Origin of the sequence: Paenibacillus sp. FSL R5-0623 (assembly GCF_037974265.1) — a bacterium.
Classification (GTDB): Bacteria; Bacillota; Bacilli; order Paenibacillales; family Paenibacillaceae; genus Paenibacillus.
Map to the genome: position 1 here is coordinate 4,032,970 of NZ_CP150233.1, position 17,182 is coordinate 4,050,151.

The window sequence follows — 17,182 nt, forward strand, 5'->3', positions numbered from 1 at the left end:
TCCGCTGTTATAATATTATTATACACCTGTTTCACTCCATACGTCAAAGAAATCCGTAATTTTTTTATGTTTCCTGCCGGATTGTATGTATAACAGGGGCTTAATATTGGTATAACAGCATAATACATGATTGCGTGTTTGACCGAACCCCGCACAAGGGTAATCTTACCGTATTGCGCGGTCGAATGCAAAAAATTAACCGAGAAAGGTGACGTTTTATGACGGATTCCCGCTATTTGAAACGCACGATTGTGAAGGAAGAGATTGAAAGTCGCTATCTCGGAGAGAAGCGAACACTCCGTATTTACCTCCCTCCGGGCTATAACGAATTGCTTAGCTACCCTGTCGTTTATTGTCAGGATGGCGAAGAATTTTTTAATTTCGGACGAATTGCTACAACAGCTAACCAAATTATTCTGGACGAAGGAGCAGAACCTTTCATTATTGTAGGGGTTCAGGTCGATGTGTCTGTGAGAACGCAGGAATATGCTCCATTTGGAGATCGGTTCAAGGCATATACCGCTTGCTTCGCTGAAGAGATTATTCCCTATATAGAAGAGAAATATCCTGTGCGCCGTTCTCCACAGGAACGCATTCTTGCCGGAGACTCGCTCGGTGGCAGTGTTTCGCTTCATCTTGCTCTGTTATATCCGGATCTGTTCACACGTGTGATCAGCATGTCTGGCGCCTTCTACTCTGCTTCACAGGAAATCTATGCCGCAACTGAAGATCTGTCCTGGCTCTCGATCTGGATGATCGTTGGTTTGCAGGAGACTGATTTCGAGGCAGACACGGGTACGTATAATTTTGTTCAATTAAACCGGGATACTCGAGAATTGCTCGAAAAACGTGGTGCCCTCGTCTCCTACCAGGAGAAAGACGGAAAACACCAATGGGGTTTTTGGCAGAAGGAATTGCCCGAAGCATTACTTTATTTTCTCCAGGAAAGATAAAAGGACCACATTAACAGGCGGCTGAAATGCCGCTATTGTTTTTCATTTTAATGATACCGCTTACAATTGTAATCTGAAAAAGAAGCAGGATATCCTGCTTGCTTTAAGCGCTCTACTCCTGCTTCTTTGTCGAATTACAAATTGAGCATGAATTTCGTTTACCTTTTAGGCTAAGGAATGTTCCGCTTCAATCTTACTCAACAGAACATCGCAGCCTGCATTAACCAGCTCGTACACCTCTTCAAAATTGCCTGTGTAATATGGGTCAGGTACTTCTCTGAGTTTTTCTTCGGGAAGCATGTCCATGAACTTGATGATGTCCGCCTCAGCTCCGCCTGGAACGTTGCGCACATTATCTGCATTCGAATTATCCATACATACAATGTAATCAAATTGAGTAAAATCTTCGCTTGCGAATTGTCTCGCTGCCATATTGGCATAGGAAATCTGGTACGAATCCAGCAATTTTCGAGTCCCTTCATGCGGAGGTTTACCAACATGCCAGTCCCCTGTACCCGCAGAATCCACACGAATCTGGTGTTCAAGCCCCTTCTCCACGACTTTGTGACGCAGAACGGCTTCAGCCATTGGTGATCTACATATATTGCCCAGACATACAAACAAAACATTAATCATATTAATCCCCCTTGCTTAGCGTACCTTGAAGTACCGACGATGTTGGCTGTGTCACAATGCTCTCCGGCTGAGGACTGACGTTCCCGGTCTCAGACGACACCAACGAACGACGTGGCAGTTTCCATTTATAATGTACAGAACACATCCGGAAAAACACAACGGCCGCGAAACAAAGCAACAATCCGGCATTTGTTGTTAACCAACCCATACCTATAACAAAACCGGCTGTCATTGCCCATACAGCATAGATTTCGTCACGCAATACAAGCGGTTTACGTCCTGCAAGCACATCACGAATAACGCCTCCACCAATACCGGTCATTACTGCTGCAACGATAACTGCGCTAATAGGATGTCCCATGTTCGCCGCGTAGAGAGCCCCTTGAATTGCAAATGCTGCGAGTCCGATTGCATCAAACAGCGCCTCTGTTCGCTTCCAGTGACTAATCCACTTGAGAGGTAATATAAATGCAATCGCTACTGATACTAGGGCTAACATAATAAGTGATCCCTGACTCCACAGTGTCGTTACAGGTATACCTATAAGTACATTCCGGATAATCCCGCCTCCGAATGCCGTGACAAGTCCAAGCACTAGTACACCCAGAATGTCATACTCCTCTTCCATAGCCACGAAGGCACCGGACATTGCAAATGCGATAGTGCCTATAATGCTGAATACTTCAAAAATGTGTAAGTCCAACCTGTTCAAACCTCACTTTTCAAGTCATCTCCATGTCGCTCTACCCATTGTATCCGCGAGCACTGAAATTGTGCAACCACATTTTGTGGATTATACTGGTTTGGTGAATATATTTGTACAGGTTCCAACATTATATTTGAACAATGACCTATTTTGCTCTGAATTAGGAAGGATGAAATAAAATGACGGTGAAACGAGTGGTTATTTTTACAGGCGGAAACTTATCTGTAGAATTACTTCAGGAAATACGAGAAGATGATATGATCATCGCGGCCGATCGTGGTGCATTATTTTTAATTGAACACGGCATTCAGCCTCACATTGCAGTAGGAGACTTCGACTCCATTACTGAAGAGGAACGTATCATTGTAAGCAACAATAGCATTCGGTTCATTACATGTGACCCTGTTCATAAGGATCTTACTGATACAGAAATGGCTTTTGAGACAGCACTAGATTACGAACCATCTCATATCTTAATGTTAGGTGCTACAGGTACACGTATGGATCACACACTCGCCAATGTACATATTATGGTTCGCGCGATGCAGCATCATATCTCCTGTGCCATTCAGGACAAGCACAATTACATGACACTGACCACATCCAAAGCTGTGGTTGAGGACCGTGACTATAAATATGTTTCTTTGCTCCCCTTGACTCATGAAGTTGCAGGAATAACTCTGGATGGTTTTATGTATCCGCTAGATCAAGCCACCATTCGCATGGGACAATCCTTGGGTGTAAGCAACAAGCTCTTAGGCTCCTCCGGTACAGTCACTATTGATAGTGGCTTATTACTGATTATTCAGAGCAAAGATTGAATCTATTTGTATGCTTCATAGTTATTTATTACGTTTTTGTAACCAGTGATTCAATGAAGAAAATAGGTTCACACACAACAAAGACCCTTGATATTCAAGGGTCTTTGTTGTTTCATCTTAATTCTTCATCCGTCAATGATTAATTTTTTGACATTTTTAATCATATTTTAATAAACATGCCCAAACCATTGTGGCGCAAGGAATTACACTCCCCTATCCAATTTCTAGGCTGTTACAAAGCTGTTATACTCGCTCTAGCAACTTAACGAAAACGAATTTTGGAGGTACTAACTAACATGAAAACAAACATCTTTGTCCAAAAGGCCGTAACCGTCGGGTTGTGCGCTACACTAGGTTTTGGAGCTGTACTAATGACTAACGCACCTGTTGCACAGGCAGCAACTGCTTCTGTATCCACAGGTCAACAAATTGTTAACTATGGCAAAAAATTCACTGGAACTCCATATAAATTTGGTGCTTCAACTTCAACAACCAAAGTTTTTGACTGCTCTTCTTTTATGAAATATATTTTCAAAAAGTATGGTGTAGATTTGCCGCGCACTTCCGTGAAACAATCCAAAGAAGGTAAAGCTGTGTCTAAAGCTAATCTGCGTGTCGGAGATCTGGTATTCTTCTCCAGTGGTAGCCGTTCTACCGGTTCCAATGTCACTCACGTAGGCGTTTATGCGGGAAATGGTAAGATTCTGCATACGTATGGATCTCCAGGCGTAACCCTCTCTGATCTGGATTCTGGTACTTGGAAGAGAACGTATGTTAAAGCTCGTCGTGTACTTTAGAATCACATCATAGCTAATCAGTAAGGACCGGAGGTTACTATCCGGTCTTTTATTTTTACCCTCTTTTTGCCACACTCTAAACTGGTGATTCATGGAACCAACTTCGTAATCTAATTTTTATCATGCAGCATATAACCGATCCCACGCACAGTATGAATCAGTTTCACACTTCTTCCCTTATCCACCTTAACCCTCAGATGTTTGATATACACATCCACAACGTTGGTATCCATCGCATATTCATATCCCCATACTTCCCGCAAAATGTCACTCCGGGTACATGCTTCATTCACATGCAGGGCCAGGAATTCCAGCAATTCGTACTCTTTTGGCGTTAATGTCAGGTATTCACCCGCACGATTTACACGTCTTGAACGCAAATTGACTTTAAGATCATGAACTACAATTACTTCCTCACCCTCTGGTGTTGCATTCGCAAAAACACGCAACAAATTTCGTATTCTGGCAAGCATCACGGTCAAGTGGATAGGTTCCTCCATCACATCATTAGCTCCGAAATCCAGCCATTCCACGATGAACTGAGGAGATGCATCTGAAGTAATAACCAGTAGAGGTATAACATGACCTTTATCTATCCAACGTTTTAACTCTTCTCTCTTCTGTTGGGTCCGATAGCCCTGACCCTTTTCACTATCTACCAGGATGATCAGATTGATATGTAACAACGATGGCTCAACGGATTGGTTAAGTTCAGACCATTCCTTACGGTGTACCTCATACCCTTCGGAACATAGTGCATCCTGAATAAGGTCAACCTGCTCTCCTGCTCCAATCAGCAAAATGGCTGTTTTCACTCTTTTTCACCCGGCCTGTCTCTATCCCCGCTGCTCGCAGCAATGGTTGGTACAGATAGCATGCCGTAAAATGAAAAAGTCCATTCCCTTAAGGGAACAGACATTGCTTCATTTTTGCTTCAACCAAAGTAGCGGTGAACGAGTGTACGTGCCTCAGCTGTATCTTTTGTTCCGTGAACAAGAACACGTCCATCTTGGAAAATGACCATTCTATAGACCCCTGTTGTAAAAGAAACCAGAAACGGATTGGATTCCACTTTTCCTTCTTGAAGTCTATCCAGACGTTCTGCCGTATGTTTAAGATCCAGATTCATACGCCGTGCAGGTCGGATCTGAACGGTGTCCCTGCCACATAACACATCGGTTTTCTCCAGATTGGACGCAGAAAGATATGGATACGTTGCCGAAGTGCCGCAGGAAGAACAGTCTTGCTTTTTCGCACCATCCACATTGATGGATATGTATTCGTTCCTCCACACGTCAAATGACAATAACTTACGTCTCAATGCATTTACATTGCCACTAAGTAACTTCATCGCTTCTGCGGTCTGATTCGCCGTTACCATCTGTACGGCTTGAGGTATGATGCCAGACGTATCACAGGTATCTCCACCCAGAGGGACTTCACCGAGCAAACAATTTAAACATGGCGTATCTCCAGGCATAAACGTATAGGTAATGCCGTAACTTCCTACACATCCACCATAAATCCAGGGAATACGGTGTTTCTGTGCCATATCATTAATGAGTAGTCGGGTATCAAAATTATCCGTTGCATCCATGATCAAGTCTGTATGCTGAACGAGTTCTTCCAACTCATCTACTCTAACATCCAACACTTTCCCTTCCACATGAACCGTGGAATTAATGGCAGATAACCGTTTTTCCGCCGCCATTGCCTTCGGAATCCGTTCAATTGCGTCCTGTTCTACATATAATTGCTGTCGCTGCAGGTTACTCCACTCCACATAATCACGATCCACAATCGTTAGGTGTCCGACTCCTGAACGAACTAACGTTTCTGCAATTCCTGTTCCGAGTGCGCCAGCGCCTACAATTAAAACTCTGCTGTCACTCAATCTGGCCTGGCCTTCCTTGCCAAGTGGCGCGTAACGTTCCTGTCTGGAATAACGATCAGCCTGCTCGGAAGATGTTATTTGATCTGTCATGTATGAACCATTCCTTCCACCGGACTACTGGCTGCTGCATAACGCTTTATGGGAATCATGCCTGCCTCATATGCCAATCTGCCCGCTTCTACCCCCAATCGCATCGCTTTAGCCATGCTCACTGGATCGCCTGATCCGGATACGGCTGTATTTAACAATACACCATCTGCACCAAGTTCCATCGCATAAGCAGCATCTTTTGGGGAGCGCAACCCTGCATCTACAATCACAGGTACAACGGCCTGCTCAATGATGATCTCAAGGTTATAGGGATTGATGATGCCTCTGCCAGCTCCGATGGGAGAAGCGCCAGGCATTACAGCATGTACGCCAAGCAATTGCAGCCTTTTGGCCAGAATGACATCATCCGAAATATAAGGCAATACCGTGAAGCCCTTTTCAAGCAAAATTTCGCAAGCCTTGTACGTTTCAATCGGATCTGGGAGTAACGTCATTCCATCTCCTATGACTTCGACTTTTATCATATCACAAAGTCCTGAAGCCCGCGCAAGCTCGGCAATTCGCACCGCCTCTTCCGCAGTGGAAGCCCCCGCCGTATTCGGAAGAAGAGTGTATTTGTCCAGATCCAACGTATCCAGGAAATGCTTCTGGTTGCGTTCCTCCAGATTCAGACGACGAACAGCAAAGGTCAAAACTTCCGTTTCAGATGCTTCCACAGCCTGACTTTGCACTTCCAGATCCGAAAACTTGCCTGTTCCGAGCAACAATCTGGACTCAAACGTATATTTACCAATGTTCAACATCATCAACCGCCTCCTACAAAATGTACAATCTCAATTCGATCGCCTTCTCTTAATGCTGTTGACTCATGGTGCTCACGCGTTAAGATATGCCTGTTCAGCTCAACAACTACAGTCTTGACTTGCAGGTCAAAAGATTGGAGCAATTTATCCACACGATTCAATCTGTCTTCAATCTCCATCCGTTGACCATTAACGATGATATTCACTGCACCACTCCCTTTCTGTTCAATCGCTCAGGGCTCAGCGCCTCAATTCCGAGTTCTTCTGAGCTTTTGCCAGCGAGCAACTCAGCGATAAGCCTGCCTGTTATCGCACTAAGCAAGATACCGTTGCGGTAATGTCCAAAGGCGGCGAACAACCCGGGTATACTCTTGCAAGCACCTATATAAGGCAGTCCATCGGGAGTTCCCGGTCTTACGCCTGCCCACGCTCGTATAAATTGTGCTTCTTTCATCCCAGGCACCCAGTGGGTAGCCGCTGTTAGCAGCTTCTGAACACCCTGTACAGAAACGTTCAAATCCGTTCTGCCTGGCAGACTGGTTGCACCGAGCCAAACTTCGCCATTGGCTTTGGGAACAATATAGATATCCTCTGCATACACCGTTCTATCAGGTCTGTACCCTGCATGTTCATCTGAGAACTGAACGGCGGCTATTTCACCTTTTACCGACCACACAGGCAAGCTCAGATTCACATGTCTCATCAACTCTTCACTCTGTAATCCAGCCGCTATAATGACATGTTTGCATCTCATCTCACCGATCGATGTGGTGATTCCCTGCACACCGTGTTCGTTTGCTTGCACACGTATATCCTGTATGTCCTCCATTACCCGTGCTCCTATTGCTTGAGCGGATTCGGCGTACGCCTTCGTTAGGTGGACTGGGAGAATCTCACTCTCGTGAGGTCTGTAATAGGCTCCATACGTATCTCTGTTAAGCCATGATGCCTCCTGTTGCACAACGGAACGATCCCACCACATCTCATCAGCAGAACTAGACAACGCAGACTTCCGATTGTCCTTATAACTACTTAATTCACTGTATGAACGAAAAGGAGTTAGGAATCCCTGGCGTTGCAGACCAGTCTCTACCTCACTGAGTGTAGCCATTAGCACTTGTTGCTCGGTAAGTAACTGTCTACTCTGCCTGGCAAGCTTAGCCATCAAAGGATGAGCAAAATCCTCACTGTCGGCCGCCAGCATTCCAGCTGCTGCGCAAGAAGTGCCTCCTGCAATCGCCGAACGCTCCAGCAACAGCACATCCTGTCCACGGGAAGCAAGCTCATATGCGATGGCACATCCAACAACGCCTCCGCCTACAATAATCGTTTCTGCATGAATCTTATCCGGTCTATCAGTAATGATCTTCTTCATCAGCTCATCTCCTTGATTCAGCGGCTCAAACTTTCTGTACCAACGATAGCCTGCCTTAATAATGCAGCCGCCCGATCCGGGGAATCGCTCGCCCACACATTCGAGATCACAGCGACTCCCTGTGCGCCTGCAGAACGAATAGCGTGAATGTTTCCCGGTTCGATGCCCCCAATCGCCATGACAGGAATGGAGACACCAGAGCACACTTCAGCCAGAGCATATAATCCTCTTGGTTCAAGATCAGGCTTACTGTTGGTTGAGTAGACATGCCCGAAGAAAAGGTAATCGGCTCCCCGTTCTTCAGCGATTTTTGCCTCATCGATTGAATGAACAGATACACCCAGACGAAGTCGCTGCACATTGCTTATAACAGCTGGGTTATAGTTACGTATCGCATCTTGCCCCCAATGTACACCGCCATAGATGTCATTCTGTGGTGGCAGCTCTGAACCATTTATAACAATGCGACAAGATGGAACGCCAATGCTAAGCAGACTTTCAGCCCAACCGATCTTGTCTTGCCATGTGAGTTGTTTTTCTCGTATGTGAATATAGTCCACCCATGGCCAAACGTCCTTTGCAGCTTTTACAAAAGATGCTTGATCCCCTGCACCCGTAGATACAACATGCAGTTCAAATGATCCGTGTACATGTTCATGAGAAAATACCGTACTGTTCATCTCCTTCCATGCGTGAATGCTATGAAAACACAAAAAAGCCACTCCCGTAGGGGAGTGGCTGCGTATTAATTATAGGACCAGATGACTGACTGATACATACAGTTCATTTCGTGCAATAAAGCTATAGACCCTATAGCCATAACGTTATACACGCAACTGCATGTTTCAATTCGTTAAGCAGACGGTTGAAATTCTTTGAATTGCCGTTTGCTCACGTCATTCACTGAAACGCGCTCGCCACTTCCCTACGCTGGTATGATCCAGATCAGGTGCAAAGGGTCCAGAATCGCATTCTTCCATCTCAGCCGCATCGTGCGGCCCCCCTAGTGTTCATATGAAGTTGTAGCCTATGTTACCATAGACGGATTTTTTTGTCACCGTCATTTCTGTTAAACATTGTCTTAAATCGCCCTAGTTTTTCTCAGACCATTCTTCGACATTCCATGTTTTGGTGACCCAACCCTCGTAGAAATCAGGTTCATGAGATACCAGTAACACCGTTCCCTTGAATTCTTGCAAGGCACGCTGCAACTCCGCTTTGGCTGTGACATCCAGATGGTTTGTCGGCTCATCGAATAAAATCCAGTTGCTTTCACGCATCAAGAGTTTGCATAAACGAACCTTGGCTTGTTCTCCACCACTCAGCATGTTAAGCGGACGAGTAATGTGCTCATTTTTCAACCCGCAGCGAGCGAGATGACCCCGGACCTCATTCTGGGTCAAATGTGAAAACTCATTCCAGACATCCTCAATCGGCGTGATATTCCCAGCACGAACTTCCTGCTCAAAATAGGCCGTTTCCAGATAATCTCCCAAGAAAGTCTTTCCACTAAGTGGAGATATTTTTCCCAGGATGGTTTTTAATAGCGTCGATTTACCCACACCATTACAACCTACGATGGCAATTTTCTCACCACGTTCAATTGTCATCGTCATTTTGGGCAGCAAAGGATACGTATATCCAATTTCAAAATCAATACCCTCAAAGACCGTTTTGCTGCTCGCACGGGCATCCTTGAATTTGAACGTTGGTTTGGCCGCTTCATCTGGGCGATCAATACGTTCAATTCTGTCCAGCTGCTTCTCCCGGCTCTTTGCTCGACCTGAAGTTGAAGCACGTGCCTTGTTACGCTGAATGAAGTCTTCCTGCTTCTTGATGTACTCTTGCTGCTTCTCGTATGCATCAATATGCTGGGCTTTATTCATATCAGCCATCTCAAGGAACTTGTTATAGTTCGCTGCATATCTCGTTAATTTGGCAAATTCCAAATGATAAATGACATTTACGACTTCATTCATGAATTCGGTGTCATGGGAGATTAAGAGAAACGCGTGCGGGTAGTCCTTCAGGTAACGTGACAGCCATTCAATATGCTCTACGTCCAGATAGTTGGTCGGCTCATCCAGCAAAAGAGCTGTAGGTTTCTCGAGCAGAAGTTTGGCAAGAAGCACCTTGGTACGTTGTCCACCACTTAGAGCTGCGACATCTCGATCAAGACCAATTGCGGACAAACCAAGACCATTGGCCATCTCTTCCACTTTTACGTCAATCAGATAAAAGTCGCCCTGTTCCAGTTGTTCCTGAATATCGCCCATCTCTTCCAGCAACTGCTCCAGCTTATCTGGATCTGCATCTGCCATCTGGTCCGTAATATTCATCATTTCTTTTTCCAATTCAAGCAACGGAAGGAATGCATCCTTAAGCACGTCACGAATGGTTTTGCCTGGGGTAAGCTTCGTGTGCTGATCCAGATATCCATAACGGACCTTAGGTGTCCATTCCACTTTTCCACTATCTTTAAGCAATTTACCGGTAAGGATGTTCATTAATGTGGATTTACCCACACCATTGGCACCAACAAGTCCTACGCGCTCTCCGGCAAGTAAACGAAACGATACATTTTTAAATAACGTGCGATCTCCAAAATTGTGACTCACGTTCTCTACTGACAATAAACTCATAAGATGAGGTAGCTCCTATCTATTAGACATTACTTTTGTGATTGTTCCGAAACCCTATTCTAGCACAAGTCCCGTCTTTTCTGAAAGTAATGTAAACAGCTCAGGAACCTCTTCCATGATTTTGTCATACAGGCTACCCTACCGATTAGAGCATTTATATTCGAAATAGCCTTGTGCAGCTGCTTGTCTTGCGTCTGTGAACACCTCTTCAGCACGGTAACCATTACCACATGTGGAGGGATAGTAGTACTTGATACCCGTTAAAGGATCTACCCCACCTACGATGGCCGTTTTCTTCACAAGTCTGCCTCCACCAATTGCGTAATTGTTGATTTTCTGGTCACCCACACCTATACCTTGGATAAAGGCCATAATCCCTGTATCGTTAATGGAGTTGTACCAATCTTCCTGCGCAATCAGGGGCATCGTAAACGTATAGGAAATACCGTTCTTTCTGGCAAACTCATTATGGCGGTTAATCACATCAGCCAGATCATCCTGCACAGCAGTCACAATCCGACTTCTTCTAACTTGCTCAAATACGCTGGTATTCTGAAGTAAAGGAATCTGTGTGGTTGAAGCCAGTTCTTTTTGAAATCCCTCAATCCATTTCCCTGCGTTTGCGTCATAGGCATATACGTAGTCGTCCAGTGTAAAGTTAATACTGTTACCATTAGAATCTGAATATGTATAAGGTTTCTTGGGGCTCCATACTTGCCTGAAAGAATCTTCAAGGTTACCCGTCATCTCTGTTTCTGTGGACAACATATAATAGCCATCATAATCCAGAATAACCACGGCAGGGATGTAATTAAACATGTTTCGAATAGCTGCGGGATCATTCTGAATCCCCATATTCAAAGCCATCGTCTGCGTAAATGTCAACAAGGCGAGCTCCTTGTCCGCTTTAACAAACTTGGTTGAATCATAACCTGCTTCATCATTTTGTTTCTCATTCTGATGCATCACAGCACCTGCATCCATAACTGCGGTTTGAAGTGCAGATCTGTATCGTTGACCAAGATATTGAGCCTCCTCGGCATCTTGGGTATGGAGTGAGATGATCCAGAAGAGCGGGAAGAAGATCAGCACGAATACAATGGACAGCTCAGTAATCTTCATTGAGAACCATACCTCCGTATGTTACAAATACCGCTGAAGCCTGAGCCGTACCACTCAACCATTCACGAATGAGCATGGAAGGTGTACGATTTGTATTTTGGAGCGTCACGGTGAAAAAATCCCCTGTGGTCAACGTATATCTTCGGCCAGGATCATCAACCGGTATCACACCTGAGGATGGGAATAGTCGCTCTCGAATCTGAGCTGCATAATATCCATCCTGAACTACCTCGTAAGTTCCGGTAAAACTGTTACGGTCCATCGGGTCTGTATAGTGAGGTACATATTTCTTATGCAAATGTTCCATCGACACCTCATACAGATTGCCCGTCTGGGCCAGTTGTTCCTCAAACTCATCCAACATTCGAGGTGAAATATACCCTTTCGTTCGGACAGCATCAACAAAACGTGTTACATTCTGAACAGCCGTCATACGTGCTATATCATCCTGCCGATCAGCTGTTTCAGCAGCTGGGTACACATAGAGCAAAAGGACTGCGAGCAATACGGCAAGCAGCTTGGATGCGGCATTAATCAATTCACACTGGCCTCCTTCCAAAAAACAATCTTGAGCAGTTCTCCAGTTTCATTTCGTATAAACTCCGGACTGTAGGTGGCATCGAGCTGGACAGGAATAGTCGCTGTTTTGCTGACAAGTGGATCGATCACATACGAAGTTCCATCTACCTCCACAGGAATGCCTGTGCCTGTCATCTGTCTCACGGTATGTAACACTTCCGCACCACTATACTGATACGGATTGGTGGTATGCAGTGTTGTTGTCAGCCGGCCTTCCAAGCCTGCTGTTGTCTGAACTCTGTCGTTTAAGGCCGCTGATAAAATCTTAACATTATGTTGCCCGTACAGGCAGGCTGTCACAAACAGGACAACCGCCGTACAAAACAACATGAGATGCTGGGTATTCCGGGACATGTTAAACCAACTCCTGTCAGGATTGCTGGAAGATCAGCCCTCTTACCACGTTGGATCGGTCTTTTACGATAATGGCTTTGAATTTACCACTTGGATTGACATATTGATTGTCTTTTTCACTCATGGTCTGGTTAATAATCCCCACTTTATCGTCAGGTGCAATAACCGAGCCGTAGTCCGCATTATTGAGATCCTGTGAAATATTCAATTGATTACCGTACCATTGACCCGCTTTATTTTTACCTGTAATGACTTGAATACCGAACTGATCCTTGTCCGCATATTTACGCAGCGCATTGGTTACCTGTGATCCACTGATAGTTGTTCCGTCATATACTGTAAATGCAGCCTGGGACAACTCGGTTTGGATATCAGCAAAATTGTTCTGGGCCGTCTTGGTTGCCTCCTGAGCTGAAATAAACAACAGAACTACAATTGTGATCAAAGCGATTGTCAAGAATATCCCTGCTGCCACCTTTAAAGCGCTTGATGCATTGTTCATGATAAATCCTCCCAAGTTATAAATTATTAATATATTTCAGACTGTCACACAGAAGAATTGTGCTACAGTTTCTGAATTTGTTCATAATAGATGTTCATCTGCAGGAAGCTCATACCGACCAATGGTATGACCAGGTACAAAAAGATTAGAGCATACATGGGAGCAAATCCGATGGTTCTCCCCCAGGATGCTTTAACATCAATCATTTTGCTGTACTCCTGCTTGCGTTGTTCAAAATAAAATGCCATCATGCTCTCAAGATCATCAAAGGCTTCACGTATTGAGATTTTGCCAAGGGCAAGCTGCAATTTATCAATCAGTCGCTGGAATTCGGGCAAGCCCGCCTCTTCCTTTAATTGTTCAAGTGCAAGCTCTGGCCCATGTTCAAAATGCAACAAACATTTTTGCAGCGGACGCTTGAAGATGACGGCAAATCGATTAAGCCATTCCAATATCTCTTCGACTGACATCCGGTCCATCTCACGCAAAATGGAAATCACCGTCTGGAATTGATAGATTTCATGTCGCATATCCAACCTTCGCATTTTCCGCTGAAATATCATGAGCCATACGGGCATGTAGTACCCTGCTGCACCCATGAGAATGGCTATAATCATTTCCCACCAGCGTACATACTGCTTGTTATATACCTCAAGTTTCTGCATAATGCGCGCGATCGTCTCGTTCTGGGTATCATGGTCCAACTGAACGGGAGATAACTGCTGTAACGCGTTGGAGACTTCTTCGTATGTAGCTCCTCGGTTCATCTCTACACTTTCCAGCACGGATTGATCCAATGCTGTTTTTTCCTCAGCTTTCCTGAGATCCGCTTCAGCCATTGCACCAAACATTCGATCATCCCGGATCGGATCATGCAAGATGTGGTTACGTTCAACCTGGTGCAACAGCAAAATGCAACCCAGTGTAAGAACCAAACAACCTGCGAATAAAATCACTCGGCGAATGGCGAGCCATTCGTATTTCAACTCCGAGCTACTTTCCCTCATAAGCCGTATCGTTTGGCTGTACTGTACACTGCCAGGTTTCGCTGCAAACAACATTGCCAATTTCCGTATGAAGGTCTGCCGGTATAGAAACTGATCCAACCATGAATGCTTATGTCCTGAGCGGTAACGAGTTTCATCGTATTGCTGGAGCCTCTGCAGAAGCAAATAAGCAAGAATGATGATGACATAAATTGATATTTTGGTAACAAAACCAATTTTGCTGCGATAAAATTCATCCATCGTTGGAAAACTGACTCTGGCCCAGCGTTCGATTGGAGCGGTGAATAATACCGGAGCAAGCGCGATGATATTAAGCCCTTTAAGCAGGTAATCCAATTTGTCACGCCGCAAAATCTCCAAATGAATCTCCTGAGTCAGGTTCCCCAGTCCCTTAAGATAGATAGACCCTTGTTCTCGGTCCTTATCCCCGAACTCCATAACCATATAGGAGACGCCGGCGAATCCTTTGAGAAAACGGTTGGGTGCCACTTCATAGTAACGCTCAAGTGCTTCATTCGGATCTGGAGAAGTTAGAGCTTCATAGATCAGTCTTACCTGTTCTGCTGCTTCTCCTGTACCGGCTTCAGCCGCTTCATAGAGTGCTTCTTCAACCATGCCATGCTGATGATACCGATGTCTTACATCTGCAAAGAGATCCAGCATCTGAACCAGCAACCGTTTCTCCATACGACTGAGGCACATATCCAGCACCAAGCTGTTTAGCACCACAGCGCAGAGCACGGACAATATTACAAAAGCGATACCCGGCTGCAGAAGAAACAGAATGACACTTATGCCTCCATAACCTCCCAGGATAATGAGAACCACTGTCATTGTCAGTCTTCGAAGTGAAGGCTCATCCCCCACATGTCGAAATGAAATACGCTTCTGCACTTGTAGAATATAGGCGGATAACAGTGGGACTTTCATTCCAAAGCGATAGGACTGCAACAAGAGTGACCCCAGTCCCTTGAAACCCTTCCCCCCGGAAGTTAGAATAACGCCGGTTTGACTTGTTGGACCACCTCCTCTGCGACGCAACATACTTAATACCAGTAGTGTGATCAGCAACCCGCCCGCACAAATACTCAATACAAGGAGCAGAAACCATTTAATTGTCATGTAGATCACCCCAGTGTTGCTTCATAAACTGTCCAAATTTCTCGGCATCCTGTAATGTCATCTGTTCTCGCATATCCAACATGCATTCCGAGGAGATTGGAGCTGTTGCAACATACTCTCCATCTCTGTACTCCACTACATTACGAAATGTAAAACCTGCCCTCTCTTCCACGCTGTCACCTTGATTCGCACGAGGAAGACATTCCGTAATACGTTCGATATATCTTCGTCCCTCGGCATCTTTCTTCATATGAACATCGAAATTGATGACACTCACAACCTGCTCCTCAGCAATATGCTCATGCTGGAACATACCTGTCTTGAGCAAGGAATTACGAAGGGAGAAAACCAGATCACGAAACGTTTTGGCATGGTGGGTAAACAGGGTGAACAGACTGGCAACCTGAGACATTTGAATCATCCATGCTGCCACTTCATCACTCGCTACCTCACCAAGAATATTGACGGTACCATCCGTTTTTTTCTGCAAATCAAGCCCTTGTTGACCTGAAATGTGTTCAGTCTCTCGGAAACTCAAAATATTACGTCGGCTATAGATCCGTCTTAATTGAAGTTCGAACGCCATCTCCTGCACCCGAAGGGTATACGATGCATAGATGTGTTTGACCATAGCCATAAGTAATGTCGTTTTACCAGAACCCTGTGCTCCGGTTACCGCTGTGATCCGGCTTCCTTTCATCAAATATTGAAGCAATGTAATTGGCAGATCTGCGTTGTTACCCGTAATTAATTGCTCAAGTGAAGCATTCGGAATGTCGAACTTCCGGACGAAGAACGCCCACGATTCTGCAAAAGGAGGTCTGACAACAACGACACGGGAACCGTCTTTCATCTCGTTCACTTTGTACCCACTTGCTTCTGACAACTGTCCCGGATAATTGTATTTGTATATATTCTGGCATACCCTTTTCAGTTCACGGATGCTGCCGAAGGACAGAAAAGATAGATGAATGGATTTCCCTTTATAGAAAATCCATACACTCTCCATGCCGCTAAGCGGTTCTTCATGTGTATCATCCTCCAGTCCTTGCTCCAGCAGATCATTCCATGATGCCGGTTTCTGAAATCCAATATTATGAGTAGTATCCAACATACCGCTGACACCACCACTAACGCCGTCAATCCGTTGGTCCCTTATCTCATCAACAACCGAGAACCCTTTATAATGTTGATAGATACGTTGCACGATAATATCCGTCTTTTCTCTGAATCCAAGCTCTCGATATTCGCAATCGAACACATACTGAATATCCTCCTCAGAAATATAATAACTTCCTTCATCGTCCGTACCTTCCTCCATTCGCAGCCTTCCCAGATCGTAGGTATCAATCATGCGGGAGAGTGCATCCACACCGAATTGCTGTCGGTACAGATAAAACACAATTTCGAATCGGTCCTGAATCGTCAACAAATCTGGTTCTGCAAACAAAATAACTTCATCTACATTTGACTTGTTCAGCCCTATGCTTCGGGTCAGCAGATCCCCTATCAGATTTTTAACATACGTTTTGTCGCTGACACTGCCTGAGACACAGCCTTTCAGTGCTTTTCTCATCTCTGCACGTTGATTAATTCTTCGACGATATTCTTCTTCATGCATACCCGCATCCGCGAGCTGACTATGACTAAGCTCATGAAGTGAGTTCTTCACCTTTTCAATTAACATGTCAATCGTGAATGATTCCTGTTCAGGAACACGAGCATTCTTTTCACGAAGAAACGTTCTGTACTTGAACCAGATATAAGTCAGGCACAGAATCAAAATTAAACTTATCCATATGGTATTCCAGAGCATCG

18 protein-coding genes and 1 riboswitch are annotated in these 17,182 nt (G+C 44.9%); of the genes, 3 read left to right on the top strand and 15 right to left on the bottom strand.

Features of this window, described 5'->3' with window-relative positions:
- Positions 1-218 precede the first annotated feature (218 nt).
- The gene (locus tag MKY92_RS17630) at positions 219-953 is read left to right on the top strand and encodes an alpha/beta hydrolase-fold protein (protein ID WP_339297117.1); all 735 of its coding nucleotides are present in this window, start codon (positions 219-221) and stop codon (positions 951-953) included.
- A gap of 165 nt (positions 954-1,118) precedes the next feature.
- Here MKY92_RS17630 and MKY92_RS17635 read toward each other — a convergent pair whose 3' ends face one another.
- Both MKY92_RS17635 and MKY92_RS17640 read right to left on the bottom strand, forming a co-directional pair.
- Entirely contained in the window at positions 1,119-1,589 is a 471-nt protein-coding gene (locus MKY92_RS17635; RefSeq protein WP_192131089.1) for a low molecular weight protein-tyrosine-phosphatase, read from the bottom strand.
- Between the two features lies 1 nt (position 1,590).
- A complete protein-coding gene (locus tag MKY92_RS17640; protein WP_336758646.1) occupies positions 1,591-2,292 on the bottom strand; it encodes a trimeric intracellular cation channel family protein in 702 nt (233 codons plus the stop codon).
- 182 nt (positions 2,293-2,474) lie between these two features.
- Between MKY92_RS17640 and MKY92_RS17645 the strand changes: the two genes are divergently transcribed.
- Positions 2,475-3,116: a thiamine diphosphokinase gene (locus MKY92_RS17645; RefSeq protein WP_339297118.1), complete on the top strand. Its 642-nt coding sequence runs from the start codon at positions 2,475-2,477 to the stop codon at positions 3,114-3,116.
- A gap of 296 nt (positions 3,117-3,412) precedes the next feature.
- Positions 3,413-3,913: a C40 family peptidase gene (locus MKY92_RS17650; protein ID WP_253509110.1), complete on the top strand. Its 501-nt coding sequence runs from the start codon at positions 3,413-3,415 to the stop codon at positions 3,911-3,913.
- Between the two features lie 110 nt (positions 3,914-4,023).
- Here the strand turns inward: MKY92_RS17650 and MKY92_RS17655 are convergent, their stop codons facing one another.
- The 13 genes from MKY92_RS17655 to MKY92_RS17715 form a co-directional block, all read right to left on the bottom strand.
- Complete coding sequence (locus MKY92_RS17655; protein ID WP_339297119.1) at positions 4,024-4,728, bottom strand: response regulator transcription factor; 705 nt, start codon at positions 4,726-4,728, stop codon at positions 4,024-4,026.
- Positions 4,729-4,847: 119 nt separating this feature from the next.
- Complete coding sequence (locus MKY92_RS17660) at positions 4,848-5,897, bottom strand: ThiF family adenylyltransferase (RefSeq protein WP_339297120.1); 1,050 nt, start codon at positions 5,895-5,897, stop codon at positions 4,848-4,850.
- Positions 5,894-6,661 carry a thiazole synthase gene (locus MKY92_RS17665; protein WP_237175737.1) on the bottom strand — a complete coding sequence of 256 codons (768 nt, stop codon included), beginning with the start codon at positions 6,659-6,661 and terminating at the stop codon, positions 5,894-5,896. Before MKY92_RS17665 ends, MKY92_RS17660 begins: the two co-directional genes overlap by 4 nt.
- A gap of 2 nt (positions 6,662-6,663) precedes the next feature.
- Entirely contained in the window at positions 6,664-6,867 is a 204-nt protein-coding gene (gene thiS, locus MKY92_RS17670) for a sulfur carrier protein ThiS (protein WP_339297121.1), read from the bottom strand.
- On the bottom strand, positions 6,864-8,036 hold the full coding sequence (thiO, locus tag MKY92_RS17675) for a glycine oxidase ThiO (protein WP_339297122.1): 1,173 nt from the start codon (positions 8,034-8,036) through the stop codon (positions 6,864-6,866). Before thiO ends, thiS begins: the two co-directional genes overlap by 4 nt.
- Positions 8,037-8,053: 17 nt before the next feature.
- On the bottom strand, positions 8,054-8,749 hold the full coding sequence (locus tag MKY92_RS17680) for a thiamine phosphate synthase (RefSeq protein ID WP_339297123.1): 696 nt from the start codon (positions 8,747-8,749) through the stop codon (positions 8,054-8,056).
- A gap of 192 nt (positions 8,750-8,941) precedes the next feature.
- A riboswitch (TPP riboswitch) is annotated at positions 8,942-9,051 on the bottom strand.
- A 76-nt stretch (positions 9,052-9,127) separates the two neighbouring features.
- Positions 9,128-10,678, bottom strand: a complete 1,551-nt coding sequence (locus MKY92_RS17685) for an ABC-F family ATP-binding cassette domain-containing protein (protein ID WP_036613631.1) — start codon at positions 10,676-10,678, stop codon at positions 9,128-9,130.
- A gap of 138 nt (positions 10,679-10,816) precedes the next feature.
- Positions 10,817-11,800, bottom strand: coding sequence for a hypothetical protein (locus MKY92_RS17690; protein ID WP_339297124.1), 984 nt, complete (start codon positions 11,798-11,800; stop codon positions 10,817-10,819).
- A complete protein-coding gene (locus tag MKY92_RS17695; RefSeq protein ID WP_339297125.1) occupies positions 11,787-12,338 on the bottom strand; it encodes a hypothetical protein in 552 nt (183 codons plus the stop codon). Before MKY92_RS17695 ends, MKY92_RS17690 begins: the two co-directional genes overlap by 14 nt.
- Positions 12,335-12,733: a hypothetical protein gene (locus tag MKY92_RS17700; RefSeq protein WP_339297126.1), complete on the bottom strand. Its 399-nt coding sequence runs from the start codon at positions 12,731-12,733 to the stop codon at positions 12,335-12,337. The genes MKY92_RS17695 and MKY92_RS17700 overlap by 4 nt, the downstream gene beginning before the upstream one ends.
- Positions 12,734-12,749: 16 nt before the next feature.
- Positions 12,750-13,235 carry a hypothetical protein gene (locus MKY92_RS17705; RefSeq protein ID WP_062834890.1) on the bottom strand — a complete coding sequence of 162 codons (486 nt, stop codon included), beginning with the start codon at positions 13,233-13,235 and terminating at the stop codon, positions 12,750-12,752.
- A 62-nt stretch (positions 13,236-13,297) separates the two neighbouring features.
- A complete protein-coding gene (locus MKY92_RS17710) occupies positions 13,298-15,364 on the bottom strand; it encodes a hypothetical protein (RefSeq protein ID WP_339297127.1) in 2,067 nt (688 codons plus the stop codon).
- Positions 15,354-17,180 carry an ATPase, T2SS/T4P/T4SS family gene (locus MKY92_RS17715; RefSeq protein WP_339297128.1) on the bottom strand — a complete coding sequence of 609 codons (1,827 nt, stop codon included), beginning with the start codon at positions 17,178-17,180 and terminating at the stop codon, positions 15,354-15,356. The genes MKY92_RS17710 and MKY92_RS17715 overlap by 11 nt, the downstream gene beginning before the upstream one ends.
- Between the last annotated feature and the right edge of the window lie 2 nt (positions 17,181-17,182).

Excerpts from the sequence above, each read along its gene's own strand:
- MKY92_RS17700 (WP_339297126.1), bottom strand. The coding sequence starts at position 12,733 with ATGTCCCGGAATACCCAGCATCTCATGTTGTTTTGTACGGCGGTTGTC.
- MKY92_RS17645 (WP_339297118.1), top strand. The coding sequence starts at position 2,475 with ATGACGGTGAAACGAGTGGTTATTTTTACAGGCGGAAACTTATCTGTA.
- MKY92_RS17715 (WP_339297128.1), bottom strand. The coding sequence starts at position 17,180 with ATGCTCTGGAATACCATATGGATAAGTTTAATTTTGATTCTGTGCCTG.
- MKY92_RS17685 (WP_036613631.1), bottom strand. The coding sequence starts at position 10,678 with ATGAGTTTATTGTCAGTAGAGAACGTGAGTCACAATTTTGGAGATCGC.
- MKY92_RS17630 (WP_339297117.1), top strand. The coding sequence starts at position 219 with ATGACGGATTCCCGCTATTTGAAACGCACGATTGTGAAGGAAGAGATT.
- MKY92_RS17705 (WP_062834890.1), bottom strand. The coding sequence starts at position 13,235 with ATGAACAATGCATCAAGCGCTTTAAAGGTGGCAGCAGGGATATTCTTG.
- MKY92_RS17690 (WP_339297124.1), bottom strand. The coding sequence starts at position 11,800 with ATGAAGATTACTGAGCTGTCCATTGTATTCGTGCTGATCTTCTTCCCG.
- MKY92_RS17650 (WP_253509110.1), top strand. The coding sequence starts at position 3,413 with ATGAAAACAAACATCTTTGTCCAAAAGGCCGTAACCGTCGGGTTGTGC.
- MKY92_RS17635 (WP_192131089.1), bottom strand. The coding sequence starts at position 1,589 with ATGATTAATGTTTTGTTTGTATGTCTGGGCAATATATGTAGATCACCA.
- MKY92_RS17665 (WP_237175737.1), bottom strand. The coding sequence starts at position 6,661 with ATGTTGAACATTGGTAAATATACGTTTGAGTCCAGATTGTTGCTCGGA.
- MKY92_RS17660 (WP_339297120.1), bottom strand. The coding sequence starts at position 5,897 with ATGACAGATCAAATAACATCTTCCGAGCAGGCTGATCGTTATTCCAGA.
- thiO (WP_339297122.1), bottom strand. The coding sequence starts at position 8,036 with ATGAAGAAGATCATTACTGATAGACCGGATAAGATTCATGCAGAAACG.
- MKY92_RS17710 (WP_339297127.1), bottom strand. The coding sequence starts at position 15,364 with ATGACAATTAAATGGTTTCTGCTCCTTGTATTGAGTATTTGTGCGGGC.